We start from the raw sequence: 18,602 nt of genomic DNA on the forward strand, positions 1-18,602 counted from the left end.
GAGCGCTGATGGCCTGATGGCCAGCGATGCGGCACGGCAGTTGAGCTGTGTCGGCAGCCGTGACAGTAGCCCCATCCCCACATACGTGTAGATCTGCGTCGTGGAGAGTTCGGTGTGCCCGAAGCATCGCCTTGAATTGCCCCGGATTCTCTCGACACTTTTGAGCCGTTGGAAAGTTGGAAATGGCGGCGTTCGAACTCTACAGGCGATAGGTCGTTGGCGATGTTGTGGCGCCGCTTTGGGTTGTAGAACATCTCGATGAAATTGAAGACGTCGGCTCTCGCTTGATCACGGGTCGGGTAGATCTGGCGACGGATTCGCTCCCTCGCTTGAGAAGTTGGAAGAAGCTCTCGGCCACGGCGTTGTCATGTTGTCATGGCAGTTGGCGGCGCAGGGCCGCCCGCAGCTGCACGAGTCGCAAGAGCTGGGGAGGGCGGTCTAGGGTGGTGGTCAGCGCCGGCTGCTGAGTCTCGCGTCATGGGCCACGCAATGGCAGGCGTTGTAAGAGCCGTGGAAGCGCTAAACAAAAAGGAGCCGTCCCCGGTGAAGGGGACGGCTTAAAGCCGCCGGGTCGAGAGGGGGGCGGTTAAAAGTGAAGTTGCCCCGGCGCAGGGTCAGCATCCTTTGTAGATGCTCCCCTGACGGGTACTTTGCGCTCAGGTCGGCGAGAAATCCATAGGACACGTTCTAAGATTCTTTCTGTTTGTCCCGAGGGTGGCTTCACCAGCTATGGCTCGCGACTTTCATGGCCGGGAAATGCCAGGCGGCCCATTCGCACGTGGCCGTCATGATCGATGACGCGCCGTACAGCTGTGGCGACCTTGTTGTGTGCTGCAGCTTTGCGAATGGGAAATAGTGACGATGGCGTTGAGATAGCCCCCTGATTCCCCGGCCCCGTCCTATCGCTTATCTTTGAGATAGGAATAGGACTATGAATACGACTGGGCATACGGAGTCGGTGGAGGTGATTTTGAAAGACCAGCGCCGCAGGCGCTGGTCCCTCCCCGAGAAAGCAGCGCTGGTGCGGCGCACCTATGAGCCAGGCATGAGCGTGTCGCTCGTTGCGCGGCAAGAAGGTGTCGCGGGCAGCTTGCTGTTCCAGTGGAGAAAGCTCGAGCGGCAAGGGGCCTTGACCGCTGTGTCCGCGGGTGAAGCAGTGGTTCCGGCATCCGAGCTGGCGGCGGCCCGCGCAGAAATCGCCAAGCTGCAGCGCGTGCTCGGCAAGAAGACCTTGGAGAACGAAATCCTCAAGGAAGCCGTGGAGTACGCCGCGGAAAAAAAGTGGATTGCGCGCTCGCCCTTGTTGCCCGGGGAAGACCAGTGAAGACGGTCTGCCGGACGATGGGGCTGGCGCGCTCGCATGTGCGTGAGTTGCTGGGACGCGGCGACGACTGGACGGATGGTCGAACGCATCGCACACCCAAGTGCGATGCCAGCCTGCTGGCTGAGTTGCGCCACGAGATTGCGGAGTTGCCAAGCTATGGCTACCGACGCGCATGCGCCTTGGTGAACCGCCATCGCACGGCAGCAGGCGAGGCCCGGGTCAATCCCAAGCGGGTGTATCGCGTGATGGCGCAGGCGGGCTTGCTATTGCCCAAGGCGCCGCGGCGACACCAGTCGGCCCGCACGCATGAGGGCACGGTGTCCGTGACGAGCAGCGACGTGCGCTGGTGCTCCGACGGCCTGGAAATCAAATGCGATTCGGGCCAGACAGTGACGACCACCTTCGCCAAGGACTGCTGCGACCGCGAGGTGATGGCCTGGCGTGCCTGGGAAGGCAAGGGACTTCCGGGTGAGCCGGTGCGCGAGATGCTCATTGAAGCAGTGGAACGGCGCTTCGGGGCGGTGGACGCGATCCCCGCGGGCCACCGTCTGGAGTTCCTGCGCGACAACGACGGGGCCTACATCGCGGCGGACACGCGGGCGCTGGCACGCTCGCTGGGCTTGCAGCCCATCAACACCCCGGTGTGCAGTCCTCAGAGCAACGGCATGGCCGAGAGCTTCGTGAACACGTTCAAAACGTGGCGCGCATGGACCTGCGTGACGCACAAACGGTGCTTGCGCAGTTGTGGCCAGCAGCCTGGTACGTCATGCTCGCCGTTCAATCGACGCTTTTCGCTTGGCAGCAACGAGTTCCCGCGCGAGAACTGCTAGGCTTCCTTCAAGTCCCGGTTGAACGAAGTAAAAGCTACGCTGAGCGTCCGCCTCTGTAGGGTTATACGCATCCAGTCATAAACGCGGCGCGCGCTGCTCAAGAAGTCTTCGGTCCTCAACGTGTAAAGAATGATCGAGTCGAGTGTCAACTACGACTCGTTGAGGACTGGCCGGATCAGTCGACTCGTTGGACGGTCTTTACATCGATCTCAACAACAGAGGTGAGAGCCTCTTTCTCGACTTCCCCGCGGATCTGTACTCTAGTTCTCTCGCTGATCGGCTCCGCGGGAAAGATCTCGTCGTCAATCTCAACATGGATAGAGCCGGTGCCGTCGGAGAACTCGTATCTTTCGCGTCCCAATTTTCTCGACAGGTTGCCTAGCAGTTGGACAGATTGGTCTTCCGCGCCATTCCTGAGCACCTCGTCGACGGTGGTGTCCTTGACTTTCGAGTGCACAATGAACTGCGCCGATGCAAAGCAAACAAAGGAGAGGCTGAGCAGTACCAGAACGATAGGTTGAAGAGGCTTCATATCAATCAATTGTCCAGAGGGCACGTGCCCGCGATCCATATGAAGAGTACGAAAATTGGGCGATGTGCTTCATGTGGCTGCGTTCTGTCGTGGAGAAGCCTCAGGTCGTGCCTGTTGAAGCAATCGGATGCGTCCTGTCGTGCTCCATGTTGCCGAGCGACTCACGGACCGCGGGGCGGCAATCCACACCTCTGGGTTCATGCGCGTCAGTACACCCCAGCAGCAGCCGGTCTCGAAGGTCGCACTCCTCCATTGCATCGGCAAGCGTCATGCGAAAGTCCCTGACGCTATGCTGCAGCATCTCCTCAAGGCAGGCCGTTTGTGCGGCCGAGCAACCCAACGGCGAAAGCTCATAGAGCAGCTGGATCGCACGATCAGAGTCAACGGCATGCAGGCGCTGCAGCGCCAATGCCCATTGAGCCTGCGCTCGGCTAAATGTTTCAGGAACCCCCGCCACCTTACGCTCAATTTCTACAGGGGGCGTTACGCGTCGCCGCTTGCGTAGTTTTTCCCTAGTGCGTTTGAGAAGGTCTGCGAGGAGAGAATGAGAAATAGCTGCGACTCGGGACATTGTTCGATATGCAATATGTGATTGCTCATATCGTAGGTAGGCTCCCAGCCAAATTGAATGGGACGCGTCCGATACGCAGCGCCAGCCAAGCACCGCGCGAGGCGCTGCACCCAGGCTGCGCGCCCAGCCAGCCACTTCGCCACGGCGCCGGAACCGGCATCCCACGGGACAGCAGGATAAAAAGATAGAGAGCCACCCCGACGGCGGCAGCGGCCATCACTCTAAGTTGGCAAGTATCCCGAGGAAGGCGAGAGCCGACTGATTCACCAGCCCGTAGTAGCCGTTGATCAACACCAAATCGGTGGACCTAGGAAAGACGCCCGCATCGATGCCCCAGTACTGCAGGTACGCCCGGTGCGAGGCCACTCCGACGACGTGAAGGGTGACGGTGTCCACGGCAACGAGTGCGGTCAACAAGCTCAGCACGCCGGACTAGCTCGGACGAATGGGGCGGCGCGGAGATTCGGGTTCTTCTCGGGGCATCAACGGAATTCTGCCGCGACGTCTTCCCCGGCCGCGACGGCTTCGTGTGCCACCTTCGCCGAGTGGCGATCCATCATCTCGCCGTATTTTGCACAGCCGCTCCAGATGGAGCACTTCACCATTTAGGCGATAGGTGACCATTGCCAGGGCCCGCTTGCTCAGCTTCAAGCCCCCGACGGACTGCGATTGCAACGGCTGCTCACAAGTCTGATATCCGTCATTCGAAACGGGCCTCTGAAGGACTGCTGCTGGCCAATTCTGTTGAAAAACTCGTCTCGAACGCTGGGCTGCCACGATACGCGGCACTAGGGAGACTCTGATCAAGTCCACCGTCGCCTGAGATGCTGCGTTGTCATCGCAGGCAACAGGAGACGGCGGATGAAGCAGATCAGCTTGGCTCGCGGGGGTTTCGATCGGTACAGCAAGACCACCAAACGGGCGGCATTTCTGGGCGAGATGGATCGGGTGGTGCCGTGGTCGCAGTTGTGTGCGCTGGTCGAGCCGCATTACCCCAAGGCCGGGCGTGGGCGCCACCCGGTGGGCCTGGAGCGCATGCTGCGCATCCATTTTCTTCAACACTGGTTCAACCTGAGCGATCCGGCCGTGGAGGAGGCGCTGTACGAGTCCAGTTCCATGCGCGAGTTCGTGGGCATCGACCTGGGCCATGAGCGCGCGCCCGACGAGACCACGGTGTGCAAGTTCCGCCATCTGCTGGAGCGCCACGAGTTGGGCCGCCAGATCTTCGAGCAGGTGGGCCAGCACCTGCAGGCGCAGGGCTTCCGGCTGAGCACCGGGACCATAGTGGACGCCACGCTCATCGCTGCGCCCAGTTCCACCCGCAATGCCTCGGGCGCGCGCGACCCCGAGATGATGCAGTCCAAGAAGGGCAACCAGTGGTATTTCGGCATGAAGGCGCATGTGGCCGTGGATGCGCGACACAAGCTCATTCACCGGGTGGTGGCCACCTCGGGAAACGTGCACGATGGCAAAGTGCTGCCTCAACTCTTGCATGGCAGGGAGACGGCCGTGTGGGGCGATGCAGCCTACTCGGGTCAAGGTCATGTGATCGCCCAGCACGCGCCCTGGGCGCAGGACTTCACGCAGCACCGCGGCCGCGCCTACAAATAGCCTTGAGGTGCTGAATTACCTTGGTAAGCTTTTCGAACTCAATTTAGCTCGAACGATCCGGCGAGCTCTGTTTTTCTCGAACTCTATTGAACTGTTGTGAACTCTATTCGCTTGGACCAGAACACGCTTGACGCCGCGATGGTGGACCTGGACGGCACCCTGGTCGACACCCTGGGCGACTTCGCCGTGGCACTGAACCTCATGCTGGACGAACTGGGTCTGCCGCACGTGGCGCCGGCGGCCGTGGCCTCGATGGTGGGCAAGGGCTCGGAGCACCTGATCCATTCGGTGCTGCGCCATGTGCGGGGCGGCCGCGAGGCGGATGCCGATCTGTACGGCGCGGCCTGGCAGAGCTACTCGCGTCACTACCTGGCCATCAACGGCCGGCACTCGCATGTGTACCCGGGTGTGGTCGAAGGTCTGCGGGCCCTGCGCGCGCGAGGCCTTCGCCTGGCGTGCCTGACCAACAAGCCCGGCGACTTCGCCAAGCCCCTGCTGGCGGCCAAGGGGCTGGACGGCTATTTCGACATCGTCTTCGGCGGCGATGCGTTCGAGCGCAAGAAGCCCGATCCGCTGCCCCTGCTCAAGACTTGCGAGGCATTGGGCAGCCGGCCCGGGCGCACGCTGATGATCGGCGACTCGAGCAACGACGCCCGTGCGGCGCGCGCCGCGCAGTGCCCGGTGGTGCTGGTGAGCTACGGCTACAACCACGGCGAACCGGTGCACGGCGTCGATGCCGACGGCGTGATCGATTCGCTGGAACAGCTGGCGGCGCTGCGACGGGCCGCCTGAGCGGGCCTTCAGGTCGAGGAGATGCCCAGCAGGGCGTCCTTGAGCTTGTAGTCGGCGGGCGACGGGCCCAGCCAGATGCGCATCAGCGCATTGAAGAAGGCCTGCTCCTTGATCGGCTCGCCCTGGGGCACGCCCTTGACGCTGATGACGGTGCCCTTGTTCGGCACCCAGTCGATGGTGAAGCTGTCGCCGGCCCTCAGGTTCTTCTGTTCGGAGAACATCTGGCTCATGCGAAGCAGTCCGGGAATGAGTTGCGCCATCTCGTTCCTGGGCGAGTTGTCCTCCAGGCCGCGGGTCAGGCCCTTGCCCAGCTCATTGGCGTCGATGTCGCGCAGCATGGTGATGGACATGCGCTTGGTGCCGGGCGCGGCCAGCACCTCATCGACGGTGGACGCCTTCTTGCCCAGGTAGAGGCTGGCCGTATAGACCTTGAGGATGGTCTTGTAGCGAATGCCTGCACCGTTGAGCTGCAGCTTGCTTCCGCCCAGTTCGACGGCGTCATCGATCCGCACGCCGGCCAGGTCGATCGGCGCGGCATGGGCCGCTCCCAGGGCTGCGGCCAGTGCGCCGATGGCAATCCAGCGCGTGAGACGACTCATCTTCTTGCTCCAATCAATTTCGCGCATGCCAATGTATCAATTTGTGCCGCCTGTGCCACTCGTATAAACTCTGCCTTTCCATGTTCATTCATCACGTCATCCAGACAGGTCAAGGCCGGGGAGCCTGGCCCTGGCGTACGCCAAAGTCGTTGCCTGTTTGACCTGCGCGGCGCCGTTGCCGCGCGCCCGTGGCCCATGTCGTTCGGTAGGACATCGGCCAGTTTCGTGAATGATTCGCCGCCCGTGCCTCGTCGTGCCGTGCGGCCCATGGAGAACCTCCCCGTGATCACCGAACTCGAATTCAAGAGCCTCAGCGCCCAGGGCTACAACCGCATCCCGCTGATGGTCGAGGCCTTTGCCGACCTCGAAACCCCGCTTTCCCTCTATCTCAAGCTGGCCCACACCAAGGAGGGCGGCAAGCACAGCTTCCTGCTCGAATCCGTGGTGGGCGGCGAGCGCTTCGGGCGCTACAGCTTCATCGGCCTGCCGGCCCGCACGCTGCTGCGTGCCAGCGGCTTCGGCGAAGACGCCGTCACCGAAGTGGTGACCGACGGGAAGGTGGTGGAGAGCGCGCGCGGCAATCCACTGGACTTTGTTGCCGACTACCAGAAGCGCTTCAAGGTGGCGCTGCGTCCGGGCCTGCCGCGCTTTTGCGGGGGCCTGGCCGGCTACTTCGGCTACGACACGGTGCGCTACATCGAGAAGAAGCTCGAGAAAAGCTGCCCGCCCGATGCGCTGGGCTGCCCCGACATCCTGCTGCTGCAGTGCGAGGAACTGGCCGTCATCGACAACCTCTCGGGCAAGCTCTACCTCATCGTGTATGCCGACCCCTCGCAGCCCGAGGCCTATGCCAACGCCAAGCGGCGGCTGCGCGGCTTGCGCGAGCAGCTCAAGTATTCGGTGAGCGCGCCGGTCGTCAAGGCGTCGCAGGCCTATCCCGCCGAGCGCAGCTTTGCCAAGGCCGACTACCTCGCCGCCGTCGAACGCGCCAAGGAGCTGATCGCCGCGGGCGACTTCATGCAGGTGCAGGTGGGGCAGCGCATCAGCAAGCGCTACACCGAGTCGCCGCTGTCGCTGTACCGCGCACTGCGTTCGCTCAACCCCAGCCCCTACATGTACTACTACAACCTGGGCGACTTCCATGTGGTGGGGGCGTCGCCCGAGATTCTGGTGCGGCAGGAGAACATGGGCCCGAGCGCTGCCGGGCCGTCCCAAGGCGCGAGCGCCCCCTTGGGGGGCAGCGAACCTCGCGCAGCGGGGAGCGTGGGGGCGCCAGGTTTCGAGCAGAAGATCACCATCCGGCCGCTGGCCGGCACGCGCCCGCGCGGCGCCTCGATTGAGCTGGACAAGGCGGCCGAGGTGGAACTGGTGAACGACCCCAAGGAGCGCGCCGAACACGTCATGCTCATCGACCTGGCGCGCAACGACATCGGCCGCATCGCCAAGACCGGCACCGTGAAAGTGACCGAGGCCTTCGCCGTGGAACGCTACAGCCACGTGATGCACATCGTGAGCAATGTGGAAGGCACGCTCAAGGACGGCATGACCGCCATCGACGTGCTCAAGGCCACCTTCCCGGCCGGCACGCTCACCGGCGCGCCCAAGGTGCACGCCATGGAACTGATCGACCAGCTCGAACCCACCAAGCGCGGCCTCTATGGCGGCGCCTGCGGCTACATCAGCTATGCCGGCGACATGGACGTGGCCATCGCCATCCGCACCGGCATCGTGAAGGACCAGATGCTGCATGTGCAGGCCGCGGCCGGCGTGGTGGCCGATTCGGTGCCCGAGCTGGAATGGAAGGAAACCGAGGCCAAGGCCCGTGCGCTGCTGCGCGCGGCGGAGTTGGTGGAAGAAGGGCTGGAGTGATCGTGATGACCAAGCTTCTGATGATCGACAACTACGACTCCTTCACCTACAACCTGGTGCAGTACTTCGGCGAACTGGGGGCGGATGTGCAGGTGCATCGCAACGATGAGATCGACCTGGCCGGCATTGCCGCGCTGATCGAGGGCGGCGTGACGCGGCTGGTGATTTCGCCCGGGCCGTGTTCGCCGGCGGAGGCGGGCGTGTCGGTGGCCGCCATCCAGGAATTCGCCGGCAAGCTTCCCATCCTGGGCGTGTGCCTGGGGCACCAGTCCATCGGCGCGGCCTTCGGCGGCAAGATCGTGCGGGCGCAGCAGCTCATGCACGGCAAGACCAGCGAGATCAGCACCACGCGCGAAGGCGTGTTCGCCGGCCTGCCGGAGCGCTTCACCGTCAACCGATACCACTCGCTTTCCATCGAGCGCGCCACCTGCCCGAAGGAACTGGCCGTGACCGCCTGGACCGACGACGGCGAGATCATGGGCGTGCGCCACACCGGCTTTGCGCACGACGTGCGCATCGAGGGCGTGCAGTTCCATCCCGAGTCCATCCTGACCGAGCATGGCCATGCCATGCTGAAGAACTTCCTGTCGTAGGAGTCAATTCGATGACCACAGCCCAAGCGGTCGATTTGCGAAGCGACACGGTGACGCAACCCACGGCCGCGATGCGGGCCGCCATGATGGCGGCGCCGTTGGGCGACGATGTGTTTGGCACCGACCCGAGCGTCAACGCACTGCAGGAAAAGATCGCCGGCCTGCTCGGCTTCGAGGCGGCGCTGTTCGTGCCCACCGGAACGCAGAGCAACCTGTGCGCCATCCTCTCGCACTGCGGGCGCGGCGACGAGTACATCGTGGGCCAGCAGGCGCACTGCTACCGCTGGGAAGGCGGCGGTGCCGCGGTGTTCGGCAGCGTGCAGCCGCAGCCGCTGGAGCATCAGCCCGACGGCACCTTCAAGCTGTCCGACGTCGAGGGCGCCATCAAGCCCGACGACGCGCATTTCGCGCGCACCCGCGTGCTGGCGCTCGAGAACACGCTGGGCGGCAAGCTGCTGCCCTTCGACTTCGTGCATGCGGCGACAGCGCTGGCCAGGGCGAAGGGACTGCAGCGGCACCTGGACGGCGCGCGGCTTTTCAATGCGGCCGTGGCGCAATCGGCGCAGACGGGCCATGCGGTGCGCGACGAGGCACGCCGCATCGCGCAATGCTTCGACAGCGTCTCGGTGTGTTTCAGCAAGGGGCTGGGGGCGCCCGTAGGTTCGGCCCTGTGCGGCTCGCGCGAGTTCATCGCCCGGGCCCATCGCATCCGCAAGATGGCGGGCGGCGGCATGCGCCAGGCCGGATTGCTGGCGGCCGCAGCCTCGTACGCGCTCGACCACCACGTCGACCGCCTGGCGCAGGACCATGCGCTGGCGCGCCGCCTGGCCGAAGGCCTGGAAGGCGTTCCGGGCCTCGCGGTGGAGCCGCCGCACAGCAACATCGTCTTCGTCGACCTGAGCGACGAAGCCAAGCCGCGCATGAACGAGCTGCTGGCGCACCTGAAGTCGCAGGACATCCTGGCCACGGGCCTCTATCGCCTGCGCTTCGTCACGCACCTGGACGTGGACGCAGCGGGCGTCGAGCGCGCCATCGCGGCCATCCGCCAGTTCTTCCGCGCCTGAAGGAAGCCGCCCCATGCCCGACACGCCCGCCTTGCTGGCCTTCATCGCGGCCGGCCTGCTGCTCAACCTGACGCCCGGGCCGGACGTCTTCTACATCGTCAACCATGCACTTCGCAGCGGCGTGCGCGCGGGGCTGGTCGCGGCTTTGGGCATCACGGCCGGATGCTGCGTGCACATCGCCGCCGCAGCCATTGGCGTCAGCGCGCTGGTGGCAGCGTCGGCCACTGCCTTCACGGTGCTCAAGTGGGTGGGCGCGGCCTACCTGGTCTACGTGGGCGCATCGATGCTGCTGTCGCGGGCCAAGCCGGCTGCCCTGCCGACCGCTGCATCGGCGGCATCTGAGCTGGCCCCGCTGCGGACGATCTTCGGCCGGGGCTTCCTGACCAACGCGCTCAATCCGAAGGTCGCCTTGTTCTTTCTGGCCTTCGTGCCGCAGTTCATTCCGCATGACGCGCCACACCCGTCGCTGACCTTCCTCTTGCTGGGGCTGCTGTTCAACTTCAACGGCATGTGGGTCAACTTCGGCTGGGGCTGGGCGGCTGCCTGGATGGCGCGCCGCGTGGGCCTGGTGGCCCGCGGCGTCCGCTGGCTCGAGCGCGCGGCTGGCGCCATCTTCATCGGCTTCGGCATCCAGCTGGCGCTGGCCGATGCCCCCAGACACTGAACGGATCTCTCGGAGACAACCATGTCCATCACCCCTCAAGAAGCGCTCCAGCGCACCATCGAGCACCGCGAGGTGTTCCACGACGAGATGCTGCACATCGTGCGGCTGATCATGAGCGGCGAATGCTCGCCCGTCATGATGGCCGCGCTCATCACCGGCCTGCGCGTGAAGAAGGAAACCATCGGCGAGATCACCGCGGCTGCGCAGGTGATGCGCGAAGTGGCCACCAAGGTGCCGGTGGCCGACACCACCAACCTGGTGGACATCGTGGGCACCGGCGGCGACGGCTCGCACACCTTCAACATCTCGACCTGCTCGATGTTCGTCGCGGCCGCCGCAGGTGCCAAGGTCAGCAAGCACGGCGGACGCAGCGTGAGCAGCAAGTCGGGCAGCGCCGACGTGCTGGAGTCGCTGGGCGTCAACATCAACCTCAAGCCCGAGCAGATCGCCGCGAGCATCGCCGAGGTCGGTATCGGCTTCATGTTCGCGCCCAACCATCATCCGGCCATGAAGAACGTGGCGCCGGTGCGCAAGGAGCTGGGCATCAAGACCATCTTCAACATCCTGGGGCCGCTGACCAACCCGGCGGGCGCACCCAACATCCTGATGGGCGTGTTCCATCCCGACCTGGTGGGCATCCAGGTGCGCGCACTGCAGCGCCTGGGCGCCGAGCATGCGCTGGTTGTCTATGGCCGCGACGGCATGGACGAAATTTCGCTGGGCGCGGCCACCATGATCGGCGAGCTGCGCAACGGCGAGATCCGCGAGTACGAGCTGCATCCCGAAGACTTCGGCTTCGCGATGTCCAGCAACCGGTCGCTGCGGGTGGAAACGCCGGAGCAATCGAAGGCCATGCTGCTGGGCGTGCTCGATGGCGAGGCCGGCCCGGCACGCGACATCGTGCTGCTCAACGCAGGTGCGGCGCTCTACGCGGGCAACGTGGTGGATTCGATTGCGCAAGGCATCGACCGCGCACGCGCCGCCATCGATGCGGGCGCCGCCAAGGCCAAGCTGTCTCAGCTCGCGGCTTTCAGCAACGCTGCGGCTGCGAAGGGGGCTTGAGGCATGTCGGACATCCTGAACAAGATCGTCGCCGTCAAGCACGAGGAAGTGGCTGCGGCAAAGAAGCGTGTGTCGCTCGAGGCCGTGCGCTTCGATGCGGAAGGCCGCGTGCTTACGCGCGATTTCGTCGGCGCGCTGCGCGCCAAGATCGCGGCCGGCCAGGCCGGTGTGATCGCCGAGGTCAAGAAGGCCAGCCCCAGCAAGGGCGTGCTGCGCCCCGACTTCATTCCTGCCGACATCGCGCAAAGCTATGCGGAAGGCGACGGCGAGGTGAGTGCGGCCTGTCTCTCGGTGCTGACCGACAGGCAGTTCTTCCAGGGCGGCGTGGACTACCTCAAGCAGGCGCGCGCCTCGTGCGCGCTGCCGGTGCTGCGCAAGGACTTCATGGTCGACGCCTACCAGATCTACGAAGCGCGCGCGATCGGTGCCGATGCGGTGCTGCTGATCGCCGCCTGCCTGGACGATGCGCAGATGCGCGACTTCGAGGCGATCGCGCTGGGCCTGGACATGGCAGTGCTGGTGGAAGTGCATGACCAGGCCGAGATGGAGCGGGCGCTCAAGCTCAAGACCCCGCTCATCGGCGTGAACAACCGCAACCTGCGCACCTTCGAGGTCTCGGTCGACACGACCCTGGCCTTGATGCCGCAGGTGCCGCCGGATCGATTGCTGGTGACCGAATCGGGCATCGGCACGCGTGCGGACGTGCGCAAGCTGCGCGACGCGGGCGTGCATGCCTTCCTGGTCGGCGAGGCGTTCATGCGCGCCGAAGAGCCAGGCCTGGCATTGGCCGATCTGTTCCGATGAGCGCCACCCAGCTGCAGAGCGCCGATCCTTCCCAGTGGCCGGTGGCGCCGGGCTGGCAGCCCCTGGTCGACGAGTTCTTTGGAAGCAGTGTCGGCCAGAAGCTGCTGGCGTTTCTTCGGCAGCGGCTCGAGGCCGGCGCGGTCATCTTTCCGCCGCAGCCGCTGCGGGCGCTGCAACTCACGCCACCGGATTCGATCCGCATCGTGATCCTGGGGCAAGACCCCTATCACGGGCGCGGGCAGGCCGAGGGGCTGGCGTTTTCGGTCGCGCCGGGCGTCGCGCTGCCGCCGTCGCTGCGAAACATCTTCAAGGAGCTCGAGCGTGACCTCGGCGTGCCGCCGCCGCCCTTTCCCGACCCGGGCGGCAGCCTCGTCAAATGGGCGACGCACGGGGTGCTGCTGCTCAACACCTGCCTCACCGTGGAAGAGGGGCAGCCGGCCAGCCATTCCGGTCGCGGCTGGGAGGTGCTGACCGATGCGGTGATCCGGCATGTGGCGCAGGGCGAGCGGCCGGTCATGTTCATGCTCTGGGGCTCGCATGCGCAGAGCAAGCGCGCCCTGATCGATGCCGGCAGGCACAAGATCCTGGTGGCCAACCACCCGTCCCCGCTGTCCGCGCTGCGGCCGCCGATACCGTTCATCGGCTGCGGCCATTTCGGGCAGGCGCGGGCGTGGCGCGACGGCCAGCCGGGTGCGAGCAATTAATGCCCGGACGAAAATAGTTTTCGTAACAGGGTAAACCCGAGGTGCGGTTGCGGTTATGCTCTTGCGGTCGATTTTTTTGGGGCGCGCAATGCCCCGGAAGCCCTGGTGCCTTAGGCGCAAGTCCGATGAGGTGCTTGGGTATGTCGACGCCCGCCTCGAAACGTGCTATATTTCGAGGTTCGCCGGAGAGGTGGCCGAGTGGTTAATGGCAGCAGACTGTAAATCTGCCGGTTTATACCTACGCTGGTTCGAATCCAGCCCTCTCCACCAGCGAAGAAAAAAGGATTTTTGCAGGACGCATAAAGCAGCAAAAAGCGACGAGCGAAGCGACGAATCTCGGGGCTTGAACCCGGCTTCATGGGCGTGGTCATTGGATGGCTGCCCGCGATGCGGGAGTAGTTCAATGGTAGAACCCCAGCCTTCCAAGCTGATGACGCGGGTTCGATTCCCGTCTCCCGCTCCAAAGGTTCCGGCGTTCGTTGTCTGGCGTGCTGCTTGGTAGGTTGATTGCCCTTTTGGCTCAGTGGTAGAGCACTCCCTTGGTAAGGGAGAGGTCGCGGGTCCGATTCCCGCAAAGGGCACCATTTCTCGGGTCGAGCTGGCTTGTGGTCAGGCGGCCGGCCCGCTGTAGTTGTAGATCGCAGTTTTTTTCGGAGTCGAGAAAATGGCAAAAGGAAAGTTTGAGCGCACCAAGCCGCACGTGAACGTGGGCACGATCGGCCACGTGGACCATGGCAAGACGACGCTGACGGCGGCGATTGCCACGGTGCTGTCGAGCAAGTTCGGCGGCGAAGCCAAGGCTTACGACCAGATCGACGCGGCTCCCGAAGAAAAGGCGCGCGGCATCACCATCAACACCGCGCACGTCGAGTACGAGACGGCCAACCGCCACTACGCGCACGTTGACTGCCCCGGCCACGCCGACTACGTGAAGAACATGATCACCGGCGCTGCCCAGATGGACGGCGCCATCCTGGTGTGCTCGGCCGCTGACGGCCCGATGCCCCAGACCCGCGAGCACATCCTGCTGGCTCGCCAGGTGGGTGTGGGCTACATCATCGTGTTCCTGAACAAGTGCGACATGGTCGACGACAAGGAGCTGCTGGAGCTGGTGGAAATGGAAGTCCGCGAACTGCTGGACAAGTACGAATTCCCCGGCGACGCCACCCCCATCATCCACGGCTCGGCCAAGCTGGCGCTGGAAGGCGACAAGGGCGAGCTGGGCGAAGGCGCCATCATGAAGCTGGCCGAAGCGCTGGACAGCTACATCCCCACGCCTGAGCGCGCGGTGGACGGCACCTTCCTGATGCCCGTGGAAGACGTGTTCTCGATCTCCGGCCGCGGCACGGTGGTCACCGGCGCCGTCGAGCGCGGTGTGATCAAGGTCGGCGAGGAAATCGAAATCGTCGGTATCCGCCCCACCCAGAAGACCACCTGCACGGGCGTGGAAATGTTCCGCAAGCTGCTGGACCAGGGCCAGGCCGGCGACAACGTGGGCGTGCTGCTGCGCGGCACCAAGCGCGAAGAAGTCGAGCGCGGCCAGGTGCTGTGCAAGCCCGGTTCGATCAAGCCGCACACGCACTTCACCGCCGAGGTGTATGTCCTCTCCAAGGACGAAGGTGGCCGTCACACGCCGTTCTTCAACAACTACCGTCCGCAGTTCTACTTCCGCACGACCGACGTCACGGGCTCCATCGAGCTGCCCAAGGACAAGGAAATGGTCATGCCCGGCGACAACGTGTCGATCACCGTCAAGCTGATCGCTCCCATCGCCATGGAAGAGGGCCTGCGCTTCGCCATCCGCGAAGGCGGCCGCACCGTGGGTTCGGGCGTCGTGGCCAAGATCCTGGAATAAACAGGAATCCGGAGGGGTATAGCTCAATTGGCAGAGCGTCGGTCTCCAAAACCGAAGGTTGTAGGTTCGATTCCTACTGCCCCTGCCACCTGAAGGTGGCCCCGAAACAAGCCCGTCACGCGTGACGGGCTTCGGCGTCTGTAAAGAAGGCGCGTGAAATCATGGCCGGAAGAGGCCGCAGGAATATTTGCCCAAGATGGCCACTACTCAAATCGAAACCGTGATCACTACAGCAGACAAGGCCAAGCTGGCCGGGGCTGTGGTGTTGGCGGTGGGCGCCATCGTGGCGTTCTATCTGCTGTCCCGCCAGGGGGCGGTCGTGCAGTGGATCGCGCTGCTGGTCGGCCTGGCTGCGGCGGTGGGTGTTTTTGCCGTCTCGGAGCATGGCCGCCAGTTGCTGGCGTTCGGTCGTGACGCCTGGCGTGAAGTCAAGAAGGTTGTGTGGCCCACCCGCAAGGAGGCCATCCAGATGACGGGCTATGTGTTCGCCTTCGTCGTCATCATGTCGATCTTCCTGTGGCTCACGGACAAGACGCTGGAATGGGTGTTTTTTGACCTCATCCTGGGTTGGAGAAAGTAATGAGCGACGCTGTTGAAACGACCTCGGTGCTGGCGCCTCCGGCAAATCCGGATCTGCGCTGGTACGTGGTGCATGCCTACTCGGGCATGGAAAAGGCCGTGGAGCGCAACATCCAGGAGCGCATCAACCGCGCCGGCATGCAGGACAAGTTCGGCCGCATCCTGGTTCCGACCGAAGAAGTGGTCGAGATCAAGAACGGCCAGAAGCGCACCACCGAGCGCCGCTTCTTCCCGGGCTACGTGCTGGTCGAGATGATCATGGACGACGACACCTGGCACCTGGTGAAGCACACCAACAAGGTGACCGGTTTCGTGGGTGGCGCCAAGAACCGTCCGGCGCCCATCTCGCAGCGCGAGGTGGAGGACATCGTCAGCCAGATGCAGCAGGGCACCGAGAAGCCGCGCCACAAGGTCGAGTTCATCGTCGGCGAGTTCGTGCGCGTCAAGGAAGGCCCGTTCACCGACTTCAACGGCACCGTCGAGGAAGTCAACTACGAGAAGAACAAGGTACGCGTGTCCGTGATGATCTTCGGTCGCGCCACCCCGGTCGAACTCGAGTTCGCCCAGGTCGAGAAGACCTGAGGCCGATAGGCATCAATTCTGTCCGCGCGCTTTTTCGGCTCGGCGCGCGGCGTAGTCGGCAAAGAGCCTCAACCCCGGGGAGCCGCGGCATGACGCTGCGGCGCTAAAACCCGCAAGGAGTAAAGCATGGCGAAGAAAATCGTCGGCTTCATCAAGCTGCAAGTGCCAGCTGGTAAGGCCAACCCGTCGCCGCCGATTGGTCCCGCTCTGGGCCAGCGCGGTCTGAACATCATGGAGTTCTGCAAGGCGTTCAACGCGCAAACGCAGAGCTACGAGCCGGGTCTGGCGCTGCCGGTGGTCATCACCGCGTTTGCCGACAAGAGCTTCACCTTCATCATCAAGTCGCCCCCGGCTGGCGTGCTGATCAAGAAGGCCATCAAGCTGGACAAGGGCTCGGCCCGTCCTCACACCGACAAGGTCGGCAAGATCACGCGCGCTCAGCTCGAAGAGATCGCCAAGACCAAGATGAAGGACCTGACGGCCGCCGACATGGACGCCGCTGTTCGCACCATCGCCGGTACGGCCCGCTCGATGGGCGTGAATGTGGAGGGCGTGTAAATGGCCAAGATCACCAAGAAGCAAAAGGCGCTGGCCGGCAAGGTCGACAGCACCAAGCTGTACGCCCTGGCTGACGCCCTGGGCATCGTCAAGGAAGCCGCCACCGCCAAGTTCGACGAATCGATCGACGTGGCTGTGCAGCTGGGCATTGACGCCAAGAAGTCCGACCAGGTTGTGCGCGGCGCCGTCGTGCTGCCCAACGGCACCGGCAAGACCAAGCGCGTGGCCGTGTTCGCCCAAGGCGCCAAGGCTGAAGAAGCCAAGGCCGCCGGCGCCGACATCGTCGGCATGGACGACCTGGCTGCCATGGTCAAGGCGGGCGACATGCCCTTCGACGTCGTGATCGCCGCCCCCGATGCCATGCGCGTCGTCGGTACCCTGGGTCAGATCCTCGGCCCGCGCGGCCTGATGCCGAACCCCAAGGTCGGCACCGTGACGCCCGACGTGGCAACCGCCGTGAAGAACGCCAAGGCTGGCCAGGTCCAGTTCCGCGTCGACAAGGCCGGTATCGTGCACGGCACCATCGGCCGTCGTTCGTTCGACACCGAGAAGCTGCAAGGCAACCTGGCTGCGCTGATCGATGCGCTGGTCAAGGCCAAGCCGGCCTCGAGCAAGGGCGTGTACCTGCGCAAGGTGGCTGTGTCCTCGACCATGGGCGTGGGCGTTCGCGTCGACACCCAGTCGATCGCTCAGGCCTGAGTCGTTGAAGAAATGCACCGCACCTGACAAGGGGCGGTGATGTGGTGGGTCGTCGCGGCATGCAACGCGCGACGGGCCATCCAAGACCGCTGGCGTGCGGCACCCGTTGCGGGGCGCACTTAATCGTCAAGAGGCGGCCAGCGCAGATGGCGCCCACTGCGAAGAGATCTTTTTGGATTTCGAAACAGTTGGTCGCTGCACTAGAGGCGCGTTCGAGGGTTCCGGCCCGAGAGCGCAATTTAAGGAGTAGACCTTGAGTCTGAATCGCAGTGAGAAAGAAGCGGTCATTTCCGAAGTGACCGGCCTCGCCGCAAAAGCTCAAACGCTCGTGATGGCGGAATACCGTGGCATCACGGTGGCTGACATGACCCGTCTGCGCAACCAAGCCCGCGCGCAAGGCGTGAGCCTGAGTGTTCTGAAGAACACCCTGGCCCGCCGTGCCGTGGCTGGCAGCGCTTTCGAAGTCGTCGGCGACCAGATGACCGGCCCCCTGATCTATGGCTTCTCCGAAGACGCCGTGGCTGCCGCGAAAGTGGTGGCTGACTTCGCCAAGACCAACGACAAGCTGGTCATTCGCGGCGGCGCATTCGGTGGCAAGGCCCTGGACGTCGAAGGCGTGAAGCAGCTGGCCAACATCCCTTCCAAGGAAGTGCTGCTGGCGCAACTGCTGGGCTTGATGCAGTCCCCCATTTCCCGCACCGCTCGCGTTCTCGCGGCACTGGCGGAAAAGCGCGGCGGCGGCGAAGCACAAGAGGCCGCACCGGCCGAAGCCCAAGCCGCCTGAGCTTGAGTTTAGAAATTTCATCCCAATTGTTAGGAATCCAAAATGGCATTCGATAAAGACGCATTTCTGACCGCGCTGGACAGCATGACGGTCCTGGAACTCAACGACCTGGTCAAGGCCATCGAAGAGAAGTTCGGCGTGAGCGCCGCTGCAATGGCCGCTCCGGCCGCCGCTGGTGGCGCTGCCGCCCCGGCCGCTGAAGAGAAGACCGAATTCAACGTCATGCTGATGGAAGCTGGCTCGAACAAGGTCGGCGCCATCAAGGCCGTGCGTGAAATCACCGGCCTGGGCCTGAAGGAAGCCAAGGATCTGGTGGAAGCCGCTCCCAAGGCCGTCAAGGAAGGCCTGTCGAAGGCTGACGCTGAAGCCGCCAAGAAGAAGCTGGAAGAAGCCGGCGCCAAGGTCGAACTGAAGTAATTCAGTTTGTCCGCCAGGGCTGGAGGTGCTTGAAAAGGCCCTCCAGCCTTTGCCGCTTTCAGAGCGCACCCAAAAATCGCAATCCAGATGCGATTTTTGAGTGTCTTCT

General features: G+C 63.9%; 19 protein-coding genes, 4 tRNA genes and 3 pseudogenes. 21 read left to right on the forward strand and 5 right to left on the reverse strand.

Annotation, left to right across the window (positions count from 1 at the left end):
• Positions 1 to 179: 179 nt before the first annotated feature.
• Positions 180 to 370, reverse strand: a pseudogene (locus VSO01S_RS26815) (IS3 family transposase); the annotation flags it as partial.
• 561 nt (positions 371 to 931) lie between these two features.
• Here VSO01S_RS26815 and VSO01S_RS18655 point away from each other — a divergent pair.
• Positions 932 to 2,069 (forward strand): annotated as a pseudogene (locus VSO01S_RS18655) (IS3 family transposase); the annotation flags it as partial.
• 260 nt (positions 2,070 to 2,329) lie between these two features.
• On the opposite strand, the gene VSO01S_RS18660 reads toward VSO01S_RS18655, so the two are convergent.
• The 3 genes from VSO01S_RS18660 to VSO01S_RS18670 all read right to left on the reverse strand — a co-directional run bounded on the left by VSO01S_RS18660 (position 2,330) and on the right by VSO01S_RS18670 (position 3,653).
• Complete coding sequence (locus VSO01S_RS18660; protein WP_068644315.1) at positions 2,330 to 2,725, reverse strand: YgiW/YdeI family stress tolerance OB fold protein; 396 nt, start codon at positions 2,723 to 2,725, stop codon at positions 2,330 to 2,332.
• Between the two features lie 61 nt (positions 2,726 to 2,786).
• Positions 2,787 to 3,257, reverse strand: a complete 471-nt coding sequence (locus VSO01S_RS18665) for a hypothetical protein (RefSeq protein WP_153305311.1) — start codon at positions 3,255 to 3,257, stop codon at positions 2,787 to 2,789.
• Between the two features lie 216 nt (positions 3,258 to 3,473).
• Complete coding sequence (locus VSO01S_RS18670; RefSeq protein ID WP_153305312.1) at positions 3,474 to 3,653, reverse strand: hypothetical protein; 180 nt, start codon at positions 3,651 to 3,653, stop codon at positions 3,474 to 3,476.
• Between the two features lie 465 nt (positions 3,654 to 4,118).
• On the opposite strand from VSO01S_RS18670, the pseudogene VSO01S_RS18675 reads away from it, so the two are divergent.
• Both VSO01S_RS18675 and VSO01S_RS18680 read left to right on the forward strand, forming a co-directional pair.
• Positions 4,119 to 4,853 (forward strand): annotated as a pseudogene (locus VSO01S_RS18675) (IS5 family transposase); the annotation flags it as partial.
• Positions 4,854 to 5,006: 153 nt separating this feature from the next.
• The gene (locus tag VSO01S_RS18680; RefSeq protein ID WP_068644333.1) at positions 5,007 to 5,660 is read left to right on the forward strand and encodes a phosphoglycolate phosphatase; all 654 of its coding nucleotides are present in this window, start codon (positions 5,007 to 5,009) and stop codon (positions 5,658 to 5,660) included.
• A gap of 8 nt (positions 5,661 to 5,668) precedes the next feature.
• On the opposite strand, the gene VSO01S_RS18685 is transcribed toward VSO01S_RS18680, so the two are convergent.
• On the reverse strand, positions 5,669 to 6,259 hold the full coding sequence (locus VSO01S_RS18685; RefSeq protein ID WP_068644334.1) for a chalcone isomerase family protein: 591 nt from the start codon (positions 6,257 to 6,259) through the stop codon (positions 5,669 to 5,671).
• Positions 6,260 to 6,541: 282 nt separating this feature from the next.
• Between VSO01S_RS18685 and VSO01S_RS18690 the strand changes: the two genes are divergently transcribed.
• The 18 genes from VSO01S_RS18690 (at position 6,542) to rplL (ending at position 18,493) form a co-directional block, all read left to right on the forward strand.
• A complete protein-coding gene (locus VSO01S_RS18690) occupies positions 6,542 to 8,128 on the forward strand; it encodes an anthranilate synthase component I family protein (protein ID WP_068644319.1) in 1,587 nt (528 codons plus the stop codon).
• A gap of 5 nt (positions 8,129 to 8,133) precedes the next feature.
• Positions 8,134 to 8,721: an aminodeoxychorismate/anthranilate synthase component II gene (locus VSO01S_RS18695; protein WP_068644335.1), complete on the forward strand. Its 588-nt coding sequence runs from the start codon at positions 8,134 to 8,136 to the stop codon at positions 8,719 to 8,721.
• An 11-nt stretch (positions 8,722 to 8,732) separates the two neighbouring features.
• Positions 8,733 to 9,785: a low-specificity L-threonine aldolase gene (ltaE, locus tag VSO01S_RS18700; RefSeq protein WP_068644320.1), complete on the forward strand. Its 1,053-nt coding sequence runs from the start codon at positions 8,733 to 8,735 to the stop codon at positions 9,783 to 9,785.
• A 13-nt stretch (positions 9,786 to 9,798) separates the two neighbouring features.
• The gene (locus VSO01S_RS18705; protein WP_068644321.1) at positions 9,799 to 10,449 is read left to right on the forward strand and encodes a LysE family translocator; all 651 of its coding nucleotides are present in this window, start codon (positions 9,799 to 9,801) and stop codon (positions 10,447 to 10,449) included.
• Positions 10,450 to 10,470: 21 nt separating this feature from the next.
• On the forward strand, positions 10,471 to 11,511 hold the full coding sequence (gene trpD, locus VSO01S_RS18710; protein WP_068644322.1) for an anthranilate phosphoribosyltransferase: 1,041 nt from the start codon (positions 10,471 to 10,473) through the stop codon (positions 11,509 to 11,511).
• 3 nt (positions 11,512 to 11,514) lie between these two features.
• Positions 11,515 to 12,315, forward strand: coding sequence for an indole-3-glycerol phosphate synthase TrpC (trpC, locus tag VSO01S_RS18715; RefSeq protein WP_068644323.1), 801 nt, complete (start codon positions 11,515 to 11,517; stop codon positions 12,313 to 12,315).
• Positions 12,312 to 13,019: a uracil-DNA glycosylase gene (locus VSO01S_RS18720; protein WP_068644324.1), complete on the forward strand. Its 708-nt coding sequence runs from the start codon at positions 12,312 to 12,314 to the stop codon at positions 13,017 to 13,019. Before trpC ends, VSO01S_RS18720 begins: the two co-directional genes overlap by 4 nt.
• Positions 13,020 to 13,203: 184 nt before the next feature.
• Positions 13,204 to 13,289 (forward strand) — tRNA-Tyr (locus VSO01S_RS18725).
• 119 nt (positions 13,290 to 13,408) lie between these two features.
• Positions 13,409 to 13,482: transfer RNA gene (locus VSO01S_RS18730), tRNA-Gly, on the forward strand.
• A 46-nt stretch (positions 13,483 to 13,528) separates the two neighbouring features.
• Positions 13,529 to 13,603: transfer RNA gene (locus VSO01S_RS18735), tRNA-Thr, on the forward strand.
• Positions 13,604 to 13,683: 80 nt separating this feature from the next.
• On the forward strand, positions 13,684 to 14,874 hold the full coding sequence (tuf, locus tag VSO01S_RS18740) for an elongation factor Tu (RefSeq protein ID WP_068640585.1): 1,191 nt from the start codon (positions 13,684 to 13,686) through the stop codon (positions 14,872 to 14,874).
• Between the two features lie 12 nt (positions 14,875 to 14,886).
• Positions 14,887 to 14,962 (forward strand) — tRNA-Trp (locus tag VSO01S_RS18745).
• Between the two features lie 108 nt (positions 14,963 to 15,070).
• A complete protein-coding gene (secE, locus tag VSO01S_RS18750) occupies positions 15,071 to 15,454 on the forward strand; it encodes a preprotein translocase subunit SecE (protein WP_068644325.1) in 384 nt (127 codons plus the stop codon).
• Entirely contained in the window at positions 15,454 to 16,035 is a 582-nt protein-coding gene (gene nusG / locus VSO01S_RS18755) for a transcription termination/antitermination protein NusG (protein ID WP_068644326.1), read from the forward strand. Before secE ends, nusG begins: the two co-directional genes overlap by 1 nt.
• A 126-nt stretch (positions 16,036 to 16,161) precedes the next feature.
• Positions 16,162 to 16,593, forward strand: a complete 432-nt coding sequence (rplK, locus tag VSO01S_RS18760; protein ID WP_019658337.1) for a 50S ribosomal protein L11 — start codon at positions 16,162 to 16,164, stop codon at positions 16,591 to 16,593.
• The gene (gene rplA, locus VSO01S_RS18765; protein WP_068644327.1) at positions 16,594 to 17,292 is read left to right on the forward strand and encodes a 50S ribosomal protein L1; all 699 of its coding nucleotides are present in this window, start codon (positions 16,594 to 16,596) and stop codon (positions 17,290 to 17,292) included.
• Positions 17,293 to 17,545: 253 nt separating this feature from the next.
• Entirely contained in the window at positions 17,546 to 18,076 is a 531-nt protein-coding gene (gene rplJ / locus VSO01S_RS18770) for a 50S ribosomal protein L10 (protein ID WP_068644328.1), read from the forward strand.
• 42 nt (positions 18,077 to 18,118) lie between these two features.
• Positions 18,119 to 18,493, forward strand: coding sequence for a 50S ribosomal protein L7/L12 (gene rplL, locus VSO01S_RS18775; protein WP_068644329.1), 375 nt, complete (start codon positions 18,119 to 18,121; stop codon positions 18,491 to 18,493).
• The last annotated feature ends 109 nt before the right edge of the window (positions 18,494 to 18,602 follow it).

This window comes from Variovorax soli NBRC 106424 (assembly GCF_001591385.1).
In the GTDB taxonomy this organism is placed as follows: domain Bacteria; phylum Pseudomonadota; class Gammaproteobacteria; order Burkholderiales; family Burkholderiaceae_C; genus Variovorax; species Variovorax soli.